Raw genomic sequence first — 19,674 nt, 5'->3', positions numbered from 1 at the left:
ACTGCCTTTTGCTTAAACTCAACGGAATATGTCTTCCGAATTTCGCCCATGAAAAATCCCCTCCAAGTAAACTTTAGTGCGCTTTCTTAGCACTTGTCTACTCGAAGGGGATAATATCAATTCTGGGGTGGCTTTTATTTTTATTCGTGAAGAATTTCTCGGCTAAGCACGTATAAGGCGGATGCGAATGATTAGTGAGTCGACATATATGAGAACGATCAGTAAAAATTATTCTTTACCATCCGTTCTCAATATGTTATAAATAATTATCGAAGGAGGGACTGAGGGAAGTGCCCAGAAACATGGAATATGATAAGGACGAGTTATTGCTGAAGGTGATGCTTAATGCCTAATTGGAGCGGCCGTTTTTTGTAAATATTAGAATGAACATTCTCGAATGTAGGAAACCAGTATCGAAGGAACTTCAACAAATTATCTAATGGGAGAGATGACAACGATGAGTAAAGTATGGTTTATTACAGGAACCTCGACAGGGTTTGGGCGGCAATTTGTGGAGCAGCTGCTCCAAGCGGGAGATAAAGTGGTTGCAACGGCACGGAAACTCGACGCGATCCAGGATTTTAAAGCGCTAGCGCCAGAACGTGCTCACCTTGCTGCTTTGGACGTCACTAACAAGGAACAAATACAATCCGCTGTTCAAGAAGCCGTTGATGTATTTGGAAAAATCGATATTGTCGTGAATAATGCCGGTTACGGATTGTTTGGCATGTTGGAGGAGTACACGGATGAGCAAATTCGGAAGCAGTTCGACGTCAATGTGCTTGGCGTATTGAATGTCATTCGTGCGACACTCCCCGTTTTCAAGAGCCAGGGATCGGGACATTACGTTAATTTTTCGTCCTTCTTTGGAGCTTGGTCCATGCCGCCATACAGCATTTACGCTGCATCCAAGTTTGCCGTGGAAGGCTTCTCCGAAGCTTTTGAGACGGAGTTCGCCAGCTTCGGGATCAAGACGACGATCGTGGAGCCATCCGTGTACGCTACCGCGTTTTTTGCAGATTCGTTGGATCAAACCGAAAAGAAGCAAGAGTACGCACCTTTGTATGAAGCTTACGAGAATGGTTTTTCGAACATGAAGATCGGCGACCCGGCCAAAGCGGTGCAATTTATCATTTCAGCTGTCAATAGTGGCAACCCGCCGCTTCGTTTGCCAGTTGGCTCTCAGGCTGCATACACGATTCGCGATGCATATACTAAACGGCTTGAAGAGATCAACACATGGATTGAGCGTTCTGCTGAAGCGGACTAATCAAGGAAAAATGCTCAGAACCAAAAGCATCGGTATACAGAATATCCCCGAATAAATTTTTGGGGATTTTTTGTTTTGGTGTTTTAGTCTGAAGTTCTGTATCACTCTTCTAGCAAATAATCCATACTCTCTAGTGGGTTTATATGGTAGAATTCTATGGGACTTCAGTGCCTCAGGTATCTAAGGAATCCAAAATTCTAATTTGATTTAACGTTAAACTAATCAAACTGACAACAAAAGAAGAACAACCCTCAGCAAGCCAATTCATCTACATTCCTTTTTCGAATTTTCCTGATGAATGTTTATTCATTGTCAATCGTCGTTCAATACGTGGTGGATTGGGCATTGTCAATTCCGAAAGCCGGTTAGCAGCCGGTCATGTCTTACTGTACTGGAGGGTCTATGGTAAAACTTAAGGATATTGCCGAACGGGCGGGCGTTTCCATGATGACGGTGACGCATGCCTTGCGCGGAACGGGCCGCATGTCGGAAGATACGCGCCGTTTAATCCGCGAAATCGCCGACGAGCTTCATTACTTGCCGAACGAAGTGGCGCGCGGCCTGCGCAGGAGAGAGACGAAGACCATCGCCTTTATCGTGCGCCATCTGAGCAACCCCCATTTTGCCTTGATGGCGGAAGCGGTTGAGGAGGCTGCCTGGAAGGCTGGCTACCGTGTCTACCTGTGTCAGTCGAGCGACCGGCTGGAACGGGAGGAGGAATATGTCCGCACGGCCATATCATCCAAGGTCGACGGAATTGTGATGACGCCGGTACAGGAGGCGGACCATCGGCATCTTCATTTGCTGCGCAAACTGGGCATTCCCTATGTGACCATCGGCCATCGTCCCGATCCGGACAACTTCCCGGGAGATCATGTCGCTACGGACAATCGGCAAAAGGCGGCCGAGCTTGCAGCCCATCTGTTTCGGCAAGGCCATCGGCGCATCGTTGTTGCCGATAACCGGGACAATTCCGTCACCTCACAGCGGTCGGACGGCTTTGTGGAGGAACTGCGCCGCGTCGGCTGCTTTGATGAAACCCTTCGAATCCGGGAGAAGCACGGACAAAAGCTGGTAGAGGAGATTTTGAAGCGAGGAAAGCCCTATCCAACGGCGATGCTGTTGACGCAACCATTCGCTGCGATCGAAGCCATCGAAGAGCTCTATCGCCGCGGGATGCAGGTTCCAGACCACTTGGCGCTCGCCTGCTTTGACGACTTTCCGCTGCTTGCCCGGATTCAGCCGCTGCTGACGGTGATGTCCCAGGATTCGGCGGGAATGGGCTCGCTCGCCGTAGAGCTCCTGCTGAAGCGCATTCGCGAAGGCATCCCATCCACATTCGAAACCATCGTCGTGCCGGCGCAATTGACGGTTCGCCAATCCTGCCGCTTTCCGAGCCAGGAGCTGCAAGCGGACAAGGAGGAGCGGTAAAGGTGCGCGCGTTGTTGAAGCCCCATACAAGGATTCTGCTCGATAACCTGATGCCATTTCTGATCATTATGGTGTTGTCGTCCGGGGTCGGCTATCTCATCTATCAGAAAACTTCCATCGTTTTGGAGAACGAAACCAAGCAATCGAATCAAGTGTTGCTACGCCAAAGCATGCAAGCGGTTGACAGCCAGCTCCGTTCGCTGGACGGCGTCTTGCAAAAAATCGCCGATGAGCCCGGGATTCAAAATTTGAATCGTCTGAACAATCCGTTGCAAGGCGAGCATCTGATCAAGGTGCTCCGAGCGAAGAAACAGCTGCAGGATTATTGGACGACAAGTGACTACGTACTCGATTTTTTTCTCTTTTTTCCCGACAACGGGCTGGTTCTGAACAACAATTTCGTCGGCAGCATGTCCAGGTTTCCGCAGATCTTCTCTTATCCCGAGGACAAGGATTTCTTCGACAAGCTTTTGGAGAACTACTATTTCCGTCAAACGCTTCCTGTCTCGAAGGTTGTTCTGGAATATAGAGACTACTTGGCGTTGACCTACCTGCAATCGTTCGGGTATAAGGATTACTCCAGCGGAACGGCTCTTATCCTGCTGAGGGAGGACAAGATCCAGCAGCTCCTGCGCGGGCTCAATATCGGGAACGGCTGGGCGTATATTGCCGATTCCGAAGGACGGCTGCTGATGAACATGCAGGGAGACGGGGCGAAGTCTGCCGTCCATCCCCTGTCCCTGCCTTCTTCCGATGGGGTACGGAAAGAGAAAATCGGCGGAGAGGAGATGATGGTCACTTACGTGACTTCTTCCTATAACGGCTGGGTGTATGTCGCGGCCCAGCCGAAGGCGATCGTGCTGAATAAAATTGTCTACATCAAAGAAGTCAGCATCACGATTCTGGTTCTGTTCATGATCGCTGCGGCGCTGATTGCGCTGCAGTTTGCCTACCGCAGCAGCAAGCCGGTTCAGGGGCTGATGAATGCCGTCGCCAAGCATGCTCCGGAATCGCTTCGCATGAAAGGCAATGCGCTGGGAGCCATTCAGCGGGCTGTCTCCAGCCTGGTCGATACTCATCTGGAGATGGAGGTGCGGATGAGACAACAGCTCCCGCTGCTGAGGTCATCGTTCTTTGACCGGCTGCTGCGCGGGCAATTTGCCTCCGAAGCCGAGATCAAGGCGCTCCTAGGCGAACTGAAGCTGGACTGGGGAGAGGGGGGCTTCAGCCTGGCGGCGCTGTTGATGCTGTCTACGGAATACGAAGAGAGCGACCGGGAGGATGTCGGCAGGCTGAATGAAAAGAAAGCGATCGTGCGCGATTACCTGCAGCACGAATCGCAGCCGTTCTGTTACGTGCATGAGACGGACGACGCCCAGCTGGCGCTGCTGTTCCATTTCGACGAGGAGGACGAGCGAACGCTCGCCGAACAAGTGGATCGGCTTCTACGCCAAGTACAACAGGAGCTGAAGGAGAAATTCAGCATCCGTACGCTCCTTTCGGCCGGAAGCTTCTGCCGGCAGCGCAAGGAGCTTGCCCGGTCCTTTCGGGAGGCGCAGCGGGCGGCAATCATCGGCAAGGACAGCGGCGTTCTGTGGCATCAGGAAACAACCCTTCAGAACCATGTGTATTATTATCCCGATAATGTCGAGGCAAGGTTGTTCCATTTGGTCAAATCGAGCAACGAGGAAGAGCTGGCGCTGCTGCTGGACGAGCTCGATCGGGAAAACTTTGAGAGCCGCGAATTGCCGAGGTATTTGCTGCAAGTGTTTGTAATGGATTTCGCGGGCAGCTTGATCAAGCTTACGGAATCGGGCGAGGTAATCGGTCTGGAAGGGCTGAGCGCAAACCTCGCCCGCGAGGAATGGAGCGGCAGCCCGAAACAGCAATTCCGAGCGCTGCGCCGGCTGCTTCTTCGCAGCTGCCGCCTGACCCGAGAGCGCAAGCAGCAACGGCAGCAGCAGGATTTTGAACAATACCTGCACTTTGTCGACGAGCAGTATACCGATCCGCAAATGTCCCTGACGTATTTGGCGGAATACTTCAATGTGACGGAAACCTATATGTCACGAAGGTTCAAAGAATACGCGGGAATCAATTTCTTCGAGTACCTGGAGAGGAAACGAATCGAGAGCTCCAAGCTCCTGCTGGCGGAGAAGAAGCTGGCGGTCGGGGAGGTCGCCGTGTCCGTGGGTTATCATTCCGCCAACACGTTCGGCAGGGCTTTCAAGCGTGTCACCGGCCTTACGCCCAAAGCCTACCGCGAGCAAAACGGCGCTCGATTCATGGGATGATGCAATATTTGAAGCGCTTGCAATTCTTGCATTCCACCCCTGTGATCAAGAATTGCAGGCTCTGCCGAAGACTCCTCTTTACCGCAGCCGCTCTTGCCGGCTATAGTAGGCCCAAGTCCTGGCCGGGCATGAAAGCGAACGATAGAGGGGGTGAGCATCAGTGTCCATTAAACGTGTGCTGCGAGGCTGGCAGCTGTATACGCTTCTGTTGCTGCCTCTGGCGTACCTCATTGTATTTCGGTATTTTCCGCTGTACGGCGCCCAGATCGCCTTCAAAAACTACAACCTGATCAAAGGCATCTCAGGCAGTGAATGGGTTGGCCTGAAGTATTTCAATCAGTTTTTTCATTCGTACGAGTTTTGGCGAATCATGGGCAACACGCTGGGCCTCAGTCTGTACCATCTCATTGTCAGCTTTCCGTTTCCCATCATTCTGGCGCTCAGCCTGAATTACGTTGTCAACACTCGCTTTAAAAATCTGGTTCAAATGGTGACCTATGCGCCCCACTTCATCTCCGTTGTCGTCATGGTCGGCATCATCATGCAGTTCCTTTCCCCGAAGACCGGTCCAATCGGCGCTCTGCTCGGTTTGCTGGGCGTGGACGCGCAGCTGCCGAATTTGATGGGAGAGCCGTCAGCCTTCAAGAGCATTTACGTCTGGTCGGATATTTGGCAGCATACGGGATTCTCCTGCATTATCTATCTGGCTGCCCTGTCGGCAATCGATCCGGCCCTGCACGAAGCGGCGGTCATGGACGGAGCGAGCAAGCTGAAGCGGATGTGGCATATCGATTTGCCCGGTATATTGCCGATGGCGATGATTTTGCTGATATTGGAAACAGGGCGGATGTTCGATCTGGGCTTTGAAAAAGTGCTACTGATGCAAAATCCGCTGAACATGAGAACGTCGGAAATTATTGATACCTACGTGTACAACATGGGTCTGAAATCCATGATTCCGAACTTTTCCTATGCATCCGCCATTGGGCTGTTCAAAAATGTACTCGCTTTCATTCTGATTATGACCGTCAACCGAATCTCGAGAAAGGCGGGTCAATCAAGCCTGTGGTAGGAAGGGGGAGGGAAGACGATGGAAATCGCCAAAATGAAAAATGCTAAGGGAGACCGCGCGTTCAGCTTCATGATTTACTTGTATTTGTCCATCATATTGGTCATCGTGTTGTATCCGATTATTTTTATCCTCAGCTCGTCCTTCAGCGCGAAGGATGCGGTCACGGCAGGTGAGGTGGTCTTGTTTCCGGTTGGTTTCAGCCTGGAGGGCTATAAGGCTGTCCTTGACGAGCCAGAGTTTCTGAATGCGTATTTGAGATCCGTTGGCTATACAGTCGTCGGCACCATCATCAATGTTGTCATTACGATTCTGGCCGCATATCCGCTGGCGCGAAAGGATCTGATAGGACGCGGACTGTTCATGCTGGTATTTGCCTTCACGATGTTTTTTAACGGCGGCTTGATCCCGACGTATCTGGTGGTCAAGGGGGCTGGCCTGCTCAATTCACCCTGGGCGCTTTGGCTGCCGGCGGCGCTGAGCATCTGGAACATGATTATCACCCGGACTTACTTTCAGACCACGATTCCGCATGATCTGCTGGAGGCGGCGCAAATGGACGGCTGCAACGACTACACCTTTCTGTGGAAAATCGTGCTTCCGCTGTCGGTACCGATCATTGCCGTTATCTCGCTGTTTTACGCCGTCGAGCACTGGAACCAATATTTCAATGCGCTGCTGTACTTGAACAAACCGAGTCTGTATCCACTGCAGCTGGTGCTGAGGGAAATCTTGGTGCGAAGTCAAATGAGCGCAGATTTTATGGGCGAAACGGCGGACTCTGCAAAGATGCTCGGTCTCGCGGAGCTGCTTAAATACTGTCTGATCGTCGTATCGACCTTGCCGATGATGATTGTTTATCCGTTTGTGCAGCGCTTCTTCGTTAAAGGCGTCATGATCGGTGCACTGAAAGGGTAGTTTGTCAAACTTATTCCATGGGGGGAAAAAGATGAAAAAAACGCTTGCTCTTTCGCTTGCGGTCGCCATGGCGGCCATGATCACGGCTTGCTCGAACGGAGACTCCGGGGCAGGTTCGGTGAATACCGAGAGTTCCAAAACCGAGTCGGCTCAAGCAGCAGGTACGTTTCCGCTGTCGAAGGAAAAGTCAACGCTCAAGGTGCTGGCTGTGCAAAGTCCTTATGTGCAGAATTACGAGACGAACGATTTCACGAAATATTATGAGGATTTAACCGATGTTCACGTGGAATGGAAGTTTGCTCCCCCGCAGGAAGCCCAGGAAAAGCTGAATCTGGCGCTCACCAGCGGAGACCTGCCGGATGTGATCGTCGGCTTCGGCGTCAGCTCGGCCCAGCAGATGGTGTACGGCCAGCAGGGCATCTTTCTGCCGCTGAACGATTTGATTGACAAATACGGTGTAGAGACGAAAAAACTGTTCGAAAAGTACCCCGAGGTCAAGCAGGCCATTACAGCGCCGGATGGCAATATATACTCGCTCAGTGGCATCGACCGCAATCCGCATACGCTGGCGCCGCAGAAAATGTGGATATATGAGCCGTGGCTGAAGAAGCTGAATCTTAACATGCCGACGACGACCGACGAATTCGAAAATGTGCTGAAAGCCTTTAAGACGATGGACCCGAACGGCAACGGCAAAAAGGATGAAATCCCGATGTCCGGCGGGGTGCAGGACAGCATGACGAATGTCGACAGTTTCCTGATGAACTCGTTTATTTTGCATAAATTGACTTCCAACGAGCTTCTGTTCGACGAGAACGGCAAGATCGACGCCGGTTTCACCAAATCCGGGTACAAGGAAGGATTGTCCTACCTTCACAAGCTGTACGCGGAAGGCCTGATCGACAACGAAGCGTTCACGCAAAACAACAGCCAGCTCAAAGCGCAGGTCGAGAACGGAGATCCGACGGTCGGCGTCGTCGCCTCCTCTTCATTTGCGCAGTTCACCGATGTGAGTAAGGACCGCTGGAAGGACTTTGCTGCGATTCCGCCGTTGAAGGGGCCGTCGGGGCTGCAGCAGACGCCGTATTTGTATTATAACAACTCCGGCGGAAATTTCCTGATTACGGGCAGCGCTAAAGATCCGGAGCTGGCCTTCCGCTGGGGCGACGCCCTGTTCAGCGACGATATCTCGCTGAGAGCGAATATCGGCACCGAAGGCGTCGGCTGGAAGAAGCCGGAGGAAGGCGCAAGCGGCTTGAACGGCGGGCCGGCCACCTGGGTTCGCCTGATCGGCTTCGGCACGCTGCAGAACAACTCCTGGATGCAGACGGCGCCGTATCACTTCTCGAAGGAAATGTTCGAAGGCCTTGCCGCGGATGAGGTGTCGGTGCCGCGTAAGCTCTATGACGCGACGGTGAACAATTATGAGCCATACAAGAGCTCCAAGGAGCAGGAGGTTCCTCCGATCTTCTTCAACGAAGCGCAGGCGGCGGAGCTGACCATGCTCCAGAAGACAATCACGGACTATGTGAAAGAGAGCAAGACCCGCTTTATTATCGGTGACTTGTCGCTGGACAAAGACTGGAACAACTATATCTCGACGCTGGACGGCATGAATTTGAAGCGGTATCTGGAGATTTACAACGAAGCATATACCGCCCAATACAAGAAGTAAAAACGATCGTCAAGTGGAATGGGGGGGACGAGGCCGAATGAAGCCGAATATTTTATGGATCTGCACGGATCAGCAGCGGTTTGATACGCTGGGCTGTTATGGAAACCCATGGGTTCAAACGCCGCATATCGATGCCTTGGCGCAGCAGGGGGCACTCTTCGAGAAAGCCTACTGCCAATCGACGATTTGCTCACCCAGCCGCGCCAGCCTTCTGACGGGACGTTATCCGAGAACGACGGGCTTCATGAAGAACGGACAGAGCATTCCGGAAACAGAGGTGCTCGTGACGCGTCTTCTACAAGAGGCGGGCTACACCTGCGGTCTGTCCGGCAAGCTGCATCTGTCAGCCTGCCATCCGTCCGTCAGCAAGGGAATGGAGCCGCGCATCAAAGACGGCTACGATGTCTTTTATTGGTCGCATCACCCGCAGGAGGACTGGCCGGTCAACGAATATTCCCAGTGGCTGCTAAGAAAAGGGAAGTCCTACGAAGCCCGTCCTTTGCCCGAATGCGAGCATGTCGTCTGCGGGCCGGACGCTGAAGACCATCAAGCGGCCTGGTGCGCGGAGAAAGCGATTGAATTCATCGAAGCGAATGCGCGGTTCGAACAGCCTTGGCTGTTTTCCGTCAATATCTTTGCGCCACATCATCCTTTTGACCCGCCGGAGAGCTATTTGAAGCGGTATTTGGATCAGCTGGACGCCATACCGCTTCCAAACTACGAAGAGGGCGAGCTGGAATGCAAGCCGGGCGTGCAAAGACGTGATCATAACGGGGCTTATGCCAATTCCAAGCTGTATCCGTTCGCCCGGATGAGCGATCAGGATCACAAGTATTTGCGCGCCGCTTACTGGGCAATGTGCGATCTGATCGACGAGCAGGTGGGCAGGATGCTGCAGGCGCTTGAGCGGACCGGGCAGCTCGATAACACGATGGTCATCTTCATGTCCGATCACGGAGAGCTGCTCGGGGATCACGGCATTTATTTGAAAGGCGCGCATTTCTACGAGGAATCCGTGCATATCCCGCTGATTGTATCGTATCCGGGCGTCCTTCAGGCCGGGAAGCGGATCTCAGCCTTGACGGAGCTGCTCGATCTGGCACCGACGCTGCTGGAGGTCGCCGGATTGCCCGTAACCCCCGGCATGCAGGGGAAATCGCTTTTGCCGTTGCTGACAGGAGCCGAGGCGGGCCATCGGCAAGATGTCCTGTGCGAGGTTGACGAAGTGCGGGTAAACGGAGAAGCCAGAGCCTGCGGCACCATGCTTCGTACCGAAACACATAAGCTTGTTGTGCACGGTCCGGCTCCGGAAGGAGAGCTGTACGACCTGAGTGCCGACCCGCAGGAACGCCGCAATCTGTGGAACGATGCGGCATCGGCTGGCGTAAAGCTGGAGCTGATGGAGCGTCTGTGCCGCCGGCTGGTGGATACGGCCGATCCGGGGCTGCTCAAGACCGCTCCTTGGTAGGGAGCGGTCGAGGTCTTTTTGGGGCCAATATCATCTTGCCGACAAACCGATTGAAATACGCGGAATCCGAACCTATTTCATAATACCACTAGCTGCTTCAATCAAGACGATATATAGATCAATACGGTTTTATTGATCTATATATCGTTTCGTTATCGCATGTTTAATCCATGATGAAATGGATTCATTAGGGAGGAATCAGCTTGAAGAAGCCGAATATTTTATGGATTTGCACCGACCAACAACGGCAGGATACGCTGGGCGTCTATGGAAACGAATGGGTAAACACGCCGCATATCGACCGCCTGGCCGCCGAAGGCGTATTATTCGAGCAAGCGTTTTGCCAGAGCCCGGTGTGTACACCGAGCCGCGCCAGTTTTCTGACGGGACGTTACCCGAGGACGACAAGATGCCGGGCTAACGGACAGGACATTCCCAACGATGAGAAACTGATCTCGCGGCTGCTTTCCGAGGAAGGATATATTTGCGGTCTTGCCGGCAAGCTGCATTTATCCGCCTGCCATCCCTCCGTCACCAAGGGAACGGAGCGACGGATCGACGACGGCTTCGATCAATTTTTCTGGTCACATCACCCGAGTTCGGAGTGGCCGACGAACGAATATACACAGTGGCTGAAAGGGAAGGGGAAGACATTCTCGCCGCAGCCGGTCGAAGCGTCCCGGTATGTGAGCTACGGCCCGGATGCCGAGGATCATCAAACGACCTGGTGCGCGGAGAAAGCCGTACAGTTTATCGAAACGAATGCGGACTATGATCAGCCGTGGTTTTTCCTTGTTAACCTGTTCGATCCCCATCATCCATTCGATCCGCCGAAGGAATATCTGAAGAGGTATTTGGAGCGGCTGGATGAAATTCAGCTGCCGAACTATGTGGAAGGGGAGCTCGATAACAAGCCGGTATATCAGCGCATCGATCGAGACGGTGCGTACGGCATGAAGGGGAATCTGCCCGCATCCAGCATGAGCGAATGCGATCATCGGCTGATACGCGCCGCCTATTGGGCGATGTGCGACCTGATCGACGACCAGGTGGGACGCATGCTCGATTCGCTCGAGCGCAGCGGGCAGATGGACAACACGATCGTCATCTTCATGTCCGATCACGGTGAACTGCTCGGCGATCACGGCATGTATCTGAAGGGACCGCATTTCTACGATTGCAGCGTGCGCGTGCCGCTGATCGTCCGCGGGCCGGGGATCAAAGGCGGCCGTCGCCTCTCTTCTTTGGTCGAGCTGACCGATCTGGCGCCGACGCTGCTGGAGGCATCGGAATCCCCGGTCTATGAGGGGATGCAGGGCAAGTCTTTATGGCCGCTTCTGAACGCACTGGAACAGGAGACGCCAAAGCATCGCGAGGATGTGTACTGCGAATCCTACGACGCTAATTTCCCGCATGGCGATCTTCGGGCATGGGCGACGATGGTGCGGACGGAGCATCACAAGCTTGTACTGTACCACAACGACAATTCCGGCGAGTTGTACGATCTGCAAACGGACCCCGGCGAAAATCGCAACGCCTGGGAGGATCCCATATACACTTCCATGAAGCTTGAGCTGCTGCAGCGCCTGTGCAACCGCATGGCGATGACCGTCGATCCGCTGCCGCTGCGCAATGCGCCGTGGTAGGAACATGACCCGAGAAACCAGCTTGTGGATTCGGCCGGCAAGCAAACTGACGGGAGGAGCGCGTCATGATATCGAGCGTACGGTACTGGTGCTTATCCATTCATTCAGAGTTATTTTGTAAAAGGCGTCATGATCGGTTCGATTAAAGGCTGATGTTTACAAAAGGAGGGATACCCTATGACCGACACCTATACCAACCCGATTGGGATACAAAAAATCGGCGATCCTTTTATTCTCAAAGCGTCTGACGGAAAGTATTACTGTTACCCTACTTCAGCTGTTGATGAAGGATTTAAGGCCTGGTCTTCTGAGAACCTCGTTGATTGGAAGGAGGAAGGCTTCGTATACGAGAAGAGCAAGGATGTGAAAGCATGGGGTTATAAGCAGTTTTGGGCGCCTGAGGTGGTAGAGTTCAAAGGGAAATTCTACATGTTCTATACGTCCCGTTGGCTCGAAAAGGACAGCTTGCGCATCGGTGTTGCCGTAAGCGATAGTCCGGTTGGACCGTTCGAGGACGTGTTTGACCGACCTATGTTCGATTTCGGCTATGCGGCCATTGATGCTCATGTCTTGATCGAAAAGGACGGGCGGGCTTTCATGTATTATTCCCGCGACTGCTCGGAGAATGTGGTGGAGGGTCGAAAGGAAAGTCACATCTATATCGCGGAGTTGAGTACAGACCTGCTGACTGTAATATCGGAGGGACAATTGCTGCTCAAGCCGGACCAGGAATGGGAATTCAAATCCGGAAATGAAACTCGTTGGAATGAAGGTCCCTTTGTGGTGAAGCGCGATGGACTCTACTATTTGATGTATTCGGCCAACTGCTTTGCCCACCGGGATTACTCCATCGGCTACGCAATTTCAAGGCAGCCACTCGGACCTTTCGTGAAGTATGAACAAAATCCTATTCTATTTGCGGATACGCCGGAAGTTTCCGGTCCCGGTCACCATAGTGTAACGGTGTCTCCGGACGGCTCGGAGCTGTTCATCGTCTATCATACGCACACGAATCCCGAAGAGGGCGGCGGGGATCGTCAGGTGTGTATGGATCGTATGAGCTTCCGTGAGGATGGCTCGATTGAGGTGTATGGACCGACGCTTACCGCGCAGCCGGCGCCGTCGCGGAACGGGAGCAAGAAGGGAGGTGCATAATGGATAACAGGCCCAATTTACTTCTCATTCAGACGGACCAGCAATCGGCGGAAACGCTTAGCCTATACGGGAACCCCGTATTAAAAACTCCCACGCTCGAGGGCTTGGCCAAACGCGGTGTTGTCTTTGAATTTGCTTTCTGTAATTATCCCGCCTGTTCACCGTCAAGATCATCGTTGTTTACGGGAAGGTATGCATCTACAATCGGAGTCCATGCGAACCACATGATGATTAATCCTGAGGAGGTTACGCTGCCTCAAGTACTTAAGGAGCATGGATATCAGACGGCTATCCTCGGGAAAAATCACGCGTTTATGGAGAACACCAAGACTTACTATCCGGGTGAAATCATCGATCACAAAAAGGCCAGCGTGCTGAGGGAAGTATTCGATTACGTCCGGCTGGCGGAGCATGGACATCTAGTTGACGGCTACAGGGACGATCCCGAGACCAAAGCGGCGCACGAGTGGTCCCATACTTGCTGGGTGAGCCCACTGGGTCATGGAACCAACCCTGCCCGTCCGGAAAAATGTGGGACTTACCTGCTTGGGGACACCATGCTGGATTACCTCGAAAATCAGCGTGATCCGGAAAAGCCCTTTTTCGCCTGGCTGTCTTTCCCGGATCCACATACGCCATATCAAGCACCGGAACCTTACGCAAGCATGATGGATCCCGCTAAGGTACCGCTTCCGCCAAAAGATAGCTTGGAGGGAAAGCCGGAACGGCAGCGTGTGGCTTATCTGATGGACGCGATGGATACGGCGGACGATGATCTGATTCGTCAGGTACGAGCGATCCATTACGGCATGATTCGTTTTATCGACGACACCCTTGCCCGCGTTTTCGCGAAAATGGAGGAGCTGTGCCTGACGGACAATACGCTCGTCGTTTTCACGTCAGACCATGGTGATTCAATGGGGGCTCATGGGCTGATTCAGAAGCATAACATGTTCTATGACTCTTTTACCCGCGTGCCGTTCATTGTCGCAGCACCGGGCTATCAGGGACCGGCGCGTACGGATCATCTGGCCGAGCTGGTGGATATTATGCCGACCTTTCTGGACATGGCAGGTATACCCATTCCACCGGGTGTTCAGGGCAAGAGCTTAGCGCCGTATCTGAGAGGCAAGGACTATGTGCCCCGCGAATACGTTGTCATCGAGAGCGGTGAAGAAGGGGAACCGCTGCGCGTATCTGATATTACCGTTCGTCCGGAGCACCCGCTCGATGACCGTTTTTTCGTCTGGTGCGCCTATCGGGAAGCATGGATAGGGAAGGGCAAGAGCATTCGCACTTTGGAGTGGAAACTGAACCTCTATGCGAATGGCGAGGGTGAGCTCTATGATCTGGCCAACGATCCGGACGAGCTGCAAAATCGCTTCGATGACCCTGCCTTCACGAGCATTCGTACAGAGCTTGAGCGCAAGCTGCTGTACTGGATGATGGAGAAGGAAGATCGTATTCCGCTGAATCCGACTGTGAACTTGAATTATGCGGAAGTAAAGGCCAAGCATGCTTAATGTTCCGCTGTGATTGGCAGGAAGGTTCGTTGAAGATAACGAATAGTTAGAAATTGTCTGCCCACTTGTGATCATTCCTGAAGTCCTAACCAGTTCAGAAGGAGCTGCATGTTGAATATGTTGAACCGAAAAACGAATGACGCTGATGTGATCGGTTATTGCTGCATGAGATTTCCAGTCACAAATTTGAAAAAATCGGTGGATTTTTATTGCGATGTGTTAGGCTACAAATTGATTTCAGCAGATTATTCGTTTGGAGAGGCACATATTGCATTGAAAAATGGAAATGGTCCGGGTATTTTTTTGATGGAAACGAAACCGGAAGATGTCACGCCGCTAAAGTTTGTATTTCCTCGTTCCTTTTTTATCACAAATCACACGGGGCACGTGACAATGGTTGAGTTATTAACGAATGATTTGCTGGCTCTGCATGAACGGATCCAACAAGCTGGAGCCCCTATTGATAAAGAACCTCTATTTAATAACGATTTTGGTTATTTCACCTTTTATGATCCCGACGGGCACTACATTCGGGCGGTCGAAGAAAGAGGCAGCTCCATCATCGCGGAAGACCGGGGATAATATGGCGGAATCACTGAAAAGAAGTTACAGAATATGACGGGCCGGTTGGGAAGGGGCAAGAGCGATAAAACGCAAAAAAGCCAAAGCGTCCGACACAGATTAAGTAAAAAGACAAGAACCCTGACCATTTGGTGTCAGGGTTCCTTCTTTTAGCGGGGGGCAATACACACTCTTATTATAGTGTCAATTTTCCGGAAGCCCGGCGGTTGGCGGCTCGCACGCGGAGAAGACAAATCGCAGCGATGGCGGCAATGGTGTCGGCGAACGCAAGAGTTCCCATAGCCAGCTGGCTACCATCCTCTTCGTTGAGCCAAAGGAGCATGCCGAGATTGATCAGCGCATGGACAGAAGCCGAGATGAGTAGTTGTCCGCCGCGAAGGCCGCGCAGCAGCTCGCCTAACAAGACGGAGATCGAAACAGCAGACAGCATGAATAAAGCGGCATAAGCCCAGCCTTCCGCGAATACGCCGATGTGCCATGCGCCCCAGAGCAGACCTACGATCATGGAAGCCGGAAAACTGCCCATTCGGGTTTGAAGCGCAGGCTGCAGGAAGCATCTCCAACCAATCTCCTCTCCCGCCGCTCCTATGAACTGGGCAATAACGATGAGCCAGAACGGATGTGTTAGCGTTGAGGGTGCCGTATAATCAAATACGTGTCCGGTCACGCTGTACCAGAGCCAAGAGAGGGCGAACGCCAAGACAATGAACAGCGCAGCCGCGAGCAAACGGGAGGCTCCAGCGGATTGAGATGCAGCTTCAGCGTAATAGGTGGTCTTGTGCGACGAGAGGTCATCACGATGATGGCCAGTACGCCAAGGGTTGGACCAAATTGTGATATCTGAATGACGACTTCTGGAATGCCGAGGAGAGGCTGGACCATCCCTAGGGCTAGCGCACCGACTGATGTCACAAGGTAATACACGATAACCGTAACCAACAAGTTAGGATTACGGGCGTTCAGGGAGCTGCTCACAATCACTTCTCCTTTCGTATGTATGGCTTGTGCATGCATTCAACCATATGGCAAAATTATCCTAATAGTCAAGTTATATCAAAAATTTCATTGTAAAAACTCACGTTCGTAAATCGCATGAATCCTTTCTAAAACGTGGCGTGCTTGATCTGTAAATTTTAAGTCTGCAACCTGGCCTTTCAGCAAAAACACGCCGGTCTCATTACGGTGTTCCCCAAGAGCGCCTTCATACAGCTTATCGGCGCCGTGAGTAGGCGGAGCGAAAAACAGCTTCATTAGCGGTTTAACATATAGGGGCAATCCGGAATTTTTTCCTTTTCTTAGCGTATTATTGCTGCCCGGGTCAACACTGCGGATCTTGATGCCCTCCTTGGCCAGCTGCGGCCCGATGGCCTGAGTCCACAGTGAAAGCGCAAGTTTAGAGGTGGCGTAAGGACCGATCAGCTTGCGGAAGGTTTTAGGGCGCTCCAGGATTTCGATATTAAACTCTTTCGTAAATTTTAGCGCTGAGGATGAGGTGTTGATCACCGTTTTTAAGCTGCTATTTTTGATAAGTTCCTTTAATTCCATCAGAATGATATAAGGAACGACTGTCAGCAGTTCATAGTGCTGCTCGCGGCCTTGTTTCGAATAGCGCAGCTCGGGAAAGGACCCGCCGGCGTTATTAAACAAGACATCGATACGCTGCTCCGAGCTTTTGATTTCTTCCAAAGATTTTTTCAAGCTGCCAAAATCGGCAAGATCAGCGGTTTTATAAATTCGAAGCCGTCCACTCTTGACTGCTTTTTGAATGATCATATCTTCGTCCGGAAAATCGGAACGGTTCAAAGCGACCACCTGCCAATCCTCCGATAGCAGTTTTCGGGTTAATTCCAACCCGATCCCGGCGCTCGCGCCTGTAATCAATGCGATACTTTCACGTTGGTTCATGTTCATCGTAAGTCTCCTTCTGATATTGGGGTGATAGCGCACATTCTATAACTTGGAGTCGACTCCAAGTCAAGGCAAGAAATCAATAGTTTTTATGTTGAAGGTGAGACTTGACTTGGCGCCAGCTCCAACATTTATAATGTACAGAATAACCATCTCCGGGAGGGTACAAATGAAGGAAGAGCAAACGTTTACAATAAAGCAAACCGCAGAGCAAACCGGAATTTCTGAAGATACGATCCGTTACTACGAAAAGATCACTTTGTTGTCCCGGCCAGACCGAAAGAGTAACGGGCACCGCATTTACAGGCAGGATGACATCAATACGATCCGACTGATATCGTGCCTGAAAAAAACAGGGATGTCTCTGGAAGAAATGCGGCCTTTTTTGGCTGTCTCCGCCGATGCTGACCCAGCGGAATATCCCGAACTGGTGGAACACTTAAGGAGCCACCGGGGAAATATCGTCAGCCAAATTGACTCTTTACAGCAGATCGTCGATTTCATCGACATGAAATTGGGGGAGGGGAGAATCCGACGGGACTGCTCAGATGAAATTCAGGAGGGCGTTGCACGAAAAATAAAGGAAGAAACGAAAACTAAGACTGTTTCACCTGTTCAGATGAATTATTTTTCCGTATCAGCTAAAGCGGACAAGCCAGCAACTTACCAATGAACATGAGCTGCATCAGGACGATTGCTGACCGTCAACTTAAGTTGACTAGTACAAGCTAATCCTTGACAGGAGGAATTTCCGATGGACAAGTGGAAAACCTCTGAGCAATTAAAAGGACTTCATTTGTCCTTCCCCGAAGATAAAGAATTTTTGTTGCAGTATGTCGATCAAAGACCATCGTGCTAATGGAGAACAGATTGCCGCTTTGTTGCGGCTTTTTGTGTTTTCTTACATGACTCGTGCTGTCCCAAATGCATAATACTGCCACAAAATATTTTCCACCGTATCGGCTTGCGATTCCCCACACTCAATGATAAGAATGACTTCTGTGTTTTTCCCACGTAACAGGCGTCGTTGCTTTTTGATGACCTTGTAGTAAAATACATCGATGCAAATTCCAAGGAGAAAACCGCCTGCTGTACCGATCAGTCCGCAATAAATCGGTCCCCATGCCAGTTTAAAACCGACGCTGGCTCCAACGACGGCAAAAGCAGTCCCAAGCGCTGCTCCTGTGCTGATCATTGAAATACCGTCCGCATTGTGAATGCTATCAAACAATCGTCTCTCCGTTTTGCGATTGGTTAGGGGTACAGCGAAAATATTTTCTTTTTTGATTCCGTTTTGCTCCAGCATCGTTATCGCTAATTCTAAGTTGGTGGAATGTTCAAACGTCGAAAAAATTTGTACCATCATCTCTTATCTCCACTTTTCCCTTTTTTACTTGAAATTTCGGGCTTTGGTAATGTTTACGCAGAAAGTCCTTTTGCTCGATGTTAAACAGCTTGTTGTTTTCTACAGTGTTTACAAACGAGTCGTACGCTGCAAATCCCCACATGGAAGGCATATACAGCAGCCATTGTATGTCAAGCGCGGCAGTTGACTCTGTAAGTTGACCAAGAAACAGGAAATGAATGGCAAGAAGCAGCTTCGAGAAATATACAAATGCGATCGTCCAAGCAAGTGCAAAAAATGCGGTGAGCAATCGATGGATGTGCAGCTGCCCAAGCCCTGGCATAAATAAGGACCATATGACCGACATGACGGGTTGTCGTCTGTCCAAATAATTGATCTCCAACGCCCCGATGGAAAATGAGTTGAATGGCGCATTTTCATGTTCCGCAAGCAAATATACTTTGTTCATATCGACGGAGGTCCGGTAACTGTCCCAAATACCAAACAGATACACCGGAATATACATGAGCATCCACCTTGGATCCAATACTTCTTTCGCTGCCTCCATATTTCCGCAAAACGAATACACCATGGCCAGGTTGATCTTTGCATTGTAATTTACAATTACTTCCCAGATAAACAAGGAGAGCCCCCGTAAATATTTACTTAACAGGAGGTGCCCAAAACCTGGGAAGGCCGCTGACCACCAAGCAATGGCATACGGATTGCGGATATGAAATTGGGTGGTACCCGCAATGGATATATGGGATTTGTACCGGCGGAATTTGTTTTCGACATTTCTGTAATTATCCAAGAGCTTCCCTCCTGCATTCACAAAAACTCGTATCATTCAAAAAAATTACGTGCGATATCGTTCTTACCTGTTTTCTGATTGCTTTCTCACGAGGATCAGATTACCGACAAGAATCAAGAAGATAAAGGGATATAATACAGCTGAATACCACAGTTTCCAACCATGGTAATAAAAGAAGTCAGTCTGCAAAGTCAGCCATTCAAAGCCGGTTGAAAATGCTGACCAGGCTAAGATATAAGTGATTTTGGACCACAATTTCTTGTGTATTGGGAAATAGTTCAAGAACAGAAAGCTAGTGGAGGGAGAATACATGATAATTCCCAACAAAGATAGCCACTGGAAGCCAGGGGCGAGATAACCATAAAGATTATAATGCAAGTCGAACACCACATCTGTTGTGAGACCAAACGCGTAGGCAAAAAAGGAAGTAGCGTAAATCTCGATTTTGCTTAGATGTTTAGGGGCTGCAAAAGATACAATGTTCAGCAATAAAAAAAATAAATATATGTAGACCATATGAATCGACCACTTCCCGTTTTTATCCGACGTAATCATTGCCTAATTCGCATTATTGGA

17 protein-coding genes are annotated in these 19,674 nt (G+C 51.0%); 12 read left to right on the top strand and 5 right to left on the bottom strand.

What is annotated here, in order from left to right; genetic code table 11:
* Positions 1-457 precede the first annotated feature (457 nt).
* From CJP46_RS26435 to CJP46_RS26385, 11 genes are all read left to right on the top strand, one after another.
* On the top strand, positions 458-1,270 hold the full coding sequence (locus tag CJP46_RS26435) for an SDR family NAD(P)-dependent oxidoreductase (RefSeq protein ID WP_179281346.1): 813 nt from the start codon (positions 458-460) through the stop codon (positions 1,268-1,270).
* 402 nt (positions 1,271-1,672) lie between these two features.
* Positions 1,673-2,701: a LacI family DNA-binding transcriptional regulator gene (locus CJP46_RS26430; RefSeq protein WP_179281345.1), complete on the top strand. Its 1,029-nt coding sequence runs from the start codon at positions 1,673-1,675 to the stop codon at positions 2,699-2,701.
* A 2-nt stretch (positions 2,702-2,703) separates the two neighbouring features.
* Entirely contained in the window at positions 2,704-4,995 is a 2,292-nt protein-coding gene (locus CJP46_RS26425; RefSeq protein ID WP_094598611.1) for a helix-turn-helix domain-containing protein, read from the top strand.
* A 160-nt stretch (positions 4,996-5,155) separates the two neighbouring features.
* Positions 5,156-6,067, top strand: a complete 912-nt coding sequence (locus tag CJP46_RS26420; protein ID WP_256992539.1) for an ABC transporter permease — start codon at positions 5,156-5,158, stop codon at positions 6,065-6,067.
* A gap of 18 nt (positions 6,068-6,085) precedes the next feature.
* Complete coding sequence (locus CJP46_RS26415; RefSeq protein ID WP_094598610.1) at positions 6,086-6,982, top strand: carbohydrate ABC transporter permease; 897 nt, start codon at positions 6,086-6,088, stop codon at positions 6,980-6,982.
* A 31-nt stretch (positions 6,983-7,013) separates the two neighbouring features.
* A complete protein-coding gene (locus CJP46_RS26410) occupies positions 7,014-8,657 on the top strand; it encodes an extracellular solute-binding protein (RefSeq protein ID WP_094598609.1) in 1,644 nt (547 codons plus the stop codon).
* Between the two features lie 37 nt (positions 8,658-8,694).
* Positions 8,695-10,125 (top strand): sulfatase family protein, encoded by a 1,431-nt coding sequence (locus CJP46_RS26405; protein ID WP_094598608.1) that lies wholly within the window; start codon positions 8,695-8,697, stop codon positions 10,123-10,125.
* A 203-nt stretch (positions 10,126-10,328) separates the two neighbouring features.
* Positions 10,329-11,771, top strand: coding sequence for a sulfatase family protein (locus CJP46_RS26400; RefSeq protein WP_094598607.1), 1,443 nt, complete (start codon positions 10,329-10,331; stop codon positions 11,769-11,771).
* A gap of 177 nt (positions 11,772-11,948) precedes the next feature.
* Complete coding sequence (locus CJP46_RS26395) at positions 11,949-12,926, top strand: glycoside hydrolase family 43 protein (protein WP_094598606.1); 978 nt, start codon at positions 11,949-11,951, stop codon at positions 12,924-12,926.
* Positions 12,926-14,449, top strand: coding sequence for a sulfatase family protein (locus CJP46_RS26390; RefSeq protein ID WP_094598605.1), 1,524 nt, complete (start codon positions 12,926-12,928; stop codon positions 14,447-14,449). The genes CJP46_RS26395 and CJP46_RS26390 overlap by 1 nt, the downstream gene beginning before the upstream one ends.
* Before the next feature lie 117 nt (positions 14,450-14,566).
* Complete coding sequence (locus tag CJP46_RS26385; RefSeq protein ID WP_179281344.1) at positions 14,567-15,031, top strand: VOC family protein; 465 nt, start codon at positions 14,567-14,569, stop codon at positions 15,029-15,031.
* Positions 15,032-15,206: 175 nt separating this feature from the next.
* On the opposite strand, the gene CJP46_RS26380 is transcribed toward CJP46_RS26385, so the two are convergent.
* Together CJP46_RS26380 and CJP46_RS26375 are read right to left on the bottom strand one after the other, a co-directional pair.
* Positions 15,207-15,698, bottom strand: a complete 492-nt coding sequence (locus CJP46_RS26380) for a CPBP family intramembrane glutamic endopeptidase (protein ID WP_179281343.1) — start codon at positions 15,696-15,698, stop codon at positions 15,207-15,209.
* A 395-nt stretch (positions 15,699-16,093) separates the two neighbouring features.
* Positions 16,094-16,942: an SDR family NAD(P)-dependent oxidoreductase gene (locus tag CJP46_RS26375; protein ID WP_094598602.1), complete on the bottom strand. Its 849-nt coding sequence runs from the start codon at positions 16,940-16,942 to the stop codon at positions 16,094-16,096.
* 166 nt (positions 16,943-17,108) lie between these two features.
* On the opposite strand from CJP46_RS26375, the gene CJP46_RS26370 reads away from it, so the two are divergent.
* The gene (locus tag CJP46_RS26370; protein WP_094598601.1) at positions 17,109-17,612 is read left to right on the top strand and encodes a MerR family transcriptional regulator; all 504 of its coding nucleotides are present in this window, start codon (positions 17,109-17,111) and stop codon (positions 17,610-17,612) included.
* A gap of 228 nt (positions 17,613-17,840) precedes the next feature.
* Here the strand turns inward: CJP46_RS26370 and CJP46_RS26365 are convergent, their stop codons facing one another.
* From CJP46_RS26365 to CJP46_RS37660, 3 genes are all read right to left on the bottom strand, one after another.
* Positions 17,841-18,302, bottom strand: a complete 462-nt coding sequence (locus CJP46_RS26365) for a hypothetical protein (RefSeq protein ID WP_094598600.1) — start codon at positions 18,300-18,302, stop codon at positions 17,841-17,843.
* Positions 18,277-19,098, bottom strand: coding sequence for a hypothetical protein (locus tag CJP46_RS26360; protein WP_094598599.1), 822 nt, complete (start codon positions 19,096-19,098; stop codon positions 18,277-18,279). Before CJP46_RS26360 ends, CJP46_RS26365 begins: the two co-directional genes overlap by 26 nt.
* Before the next feature lie 63 nt (positions 19,099-19,161).
* Positions 19,162-19,614, bottom strand: a complete 453-nt coding sequence (locus CJP46_RS37660) for a CBO0543 family protein (protein ID WP_094598598.1) — start codon at positions 19,612-19,614, stop codon at positions 19,162-19,164.
* Positions 19,615-19,674: the final 60 nt, after the last annotated feature.

The sequence above is a fragment of the Paenibacillus sp. XY044 genome, assembly GCF_002257645.1.
Taxonomy (GTDB): Bacteria; Bacillota; Bacilli; order Paenibacillales; family Paenibacillaceae; genus Paenibacillus_AQ.
The sequence above is the reverse complement of the archived record's forward strand: the minus strand, read 5'-3'. Positions and strand labels throughout refer to the sequence as shown.